Origin of the sequence: Streptococcus mitis, from assembly GCF_001579035.1 — a bacterium.
In the GTDB taxonomy this organism is placed as follows: domain Bacteria; phylum Bacillota; class Bacilli; order Lactobacillales; family Streptococcaceae; genus Streptococcus; species Streptococcus mitis_J.
The window spans coordinates 347,741-349,022 of sequence record NZ_KQ970287.1 but is presented as its reverse complement, the minus strand read 5'-3'; the positions used below and the strand labels follow the sequence as shown (position 1 = coordinate 349,022).

At 36.0% G+C, this 1,282-nt stretch carries 1 protein-coding gene and 1 pseudogene; both read right to left on the bottom strand.

From position 1 onward, the window contains the following. Positions 1 to 592 (bottom strand): annotated as a pseudogene (locus SMIDD26_RS06125) (dihydroxyacetone kinase subunit DhaK); the annotation flags it as partial. Between the two features lie 28 nt (positions 593 to 620). Next, positions 621 to 1,118, bottom strand: a complete 498-nt coding sequence (gene dhaS, locus SMIDD26_RS06120; protein ID WP_061439510.1) for a dihydroxyacetone kinase transcriptional activator DhaS — start codon at positions 1,116 to 1,118, stop codon at positions 621 to 623. Positions 1,119 to 1,282: the final 164 nt, after the last annotated feature.

The window sequence follows — 1,282 nt, the reverse complement described above, 5'->3', positions numbered from 1 at the left end:
TGGGGGAGACTAGCAGATTTCGTTGCAAAGCCAATCGTTGCGATTTCGGGAGCAAGCTGATGACCTAAATCAGTTAGTTGCTCTATGTCGGCACCATTTTGAGCTGCATATCCTAGAACTTTATGAAGTAAAATAGTCCCTGCAAGCCCTCTTCCTCTAATTTGAAATCTATTGTGAGGTTCAATTGAAATATCGTCGTGTGCTAGACTATAGCCGACCTTAATCCCTTCTTTTCTAGCAGTATTAATGGCCCAGCTAAATTCTTTGATGTCTGCTTCGAAATTTTTTACAATGATGAAAACACCGTGACCATTGTTTAAAAAACGAATGGACTCTAAGATTTCAGTTCTTGTAGGAGGAGTAAATAATTGGCCATAGATAGCAGCGGTAAGCATTCCTTCTCCCACATATCCAATATGCGCAGGTTCGTGACCGGAACCTCCACCCGACAATATTGGAACCTGATGAGGATTGTGATTTTTTTGATAGACTAATGGTAAGGTAGGGTGTTTTTCAATTCAAGATGACTGCTGACAGTTGCCGAAATGTAACTTGAAATAATTTTCTGTTTATGATTTGAAATAAATGTCATTGTGGTCTCTTTCCAATAATTGTCATGATTAGAAAGTCTGGTTGTGGAACTGGACTTTTTTATTGACGTAAGACTTCACGATTTCTGCTAGAGCATGTGAATGGTAGTCTAACAAAAAACAAGTATAAGCAGATGAATCGCTATCAATCTGACCGTATTCTCTTAAAATCTTTGATACAAGCAAGCGACAGTAGTTTATAAAGTGGTCATAGAAGTTATTTTGCCCTTGAATATCAAAAAGTTGAATATAAAAGTCACGCTCTTGTTCGAAATAAAGAAATAATTCTTGTAATAGTTTTTGGCCTGAAATGAAGTCCAAGTTATTAGTGATATACTCGGTTAAGTCAGTTTCAAAAATCCAGTCGAGCAGTTCATATTTGTCAAGAAAGTGATTATAAAAGGTCTGTCTACGAATGCCAGCTGATTCCATGATATCTACAATAGAGATTTTGTCAAATTCTCTAGTAGCTAATAGGTCTCTAAATGCTTTGGCAATCCGTTTTTTTGTAATGAGTGATGATGCCATAGGAAACCTTTCTTTTACTTCCTTCATTTTACCAAAAAAATGTTTGAAACGGGTTTAAAAGGGGACAAATAATAGAATCTGTCCCTTATCAGCCAGCAATAAAAAATATATAATGAAAACGAAAACAAAGATACATGCCGAAAGGAGTTTCTCATGAAAAAAAT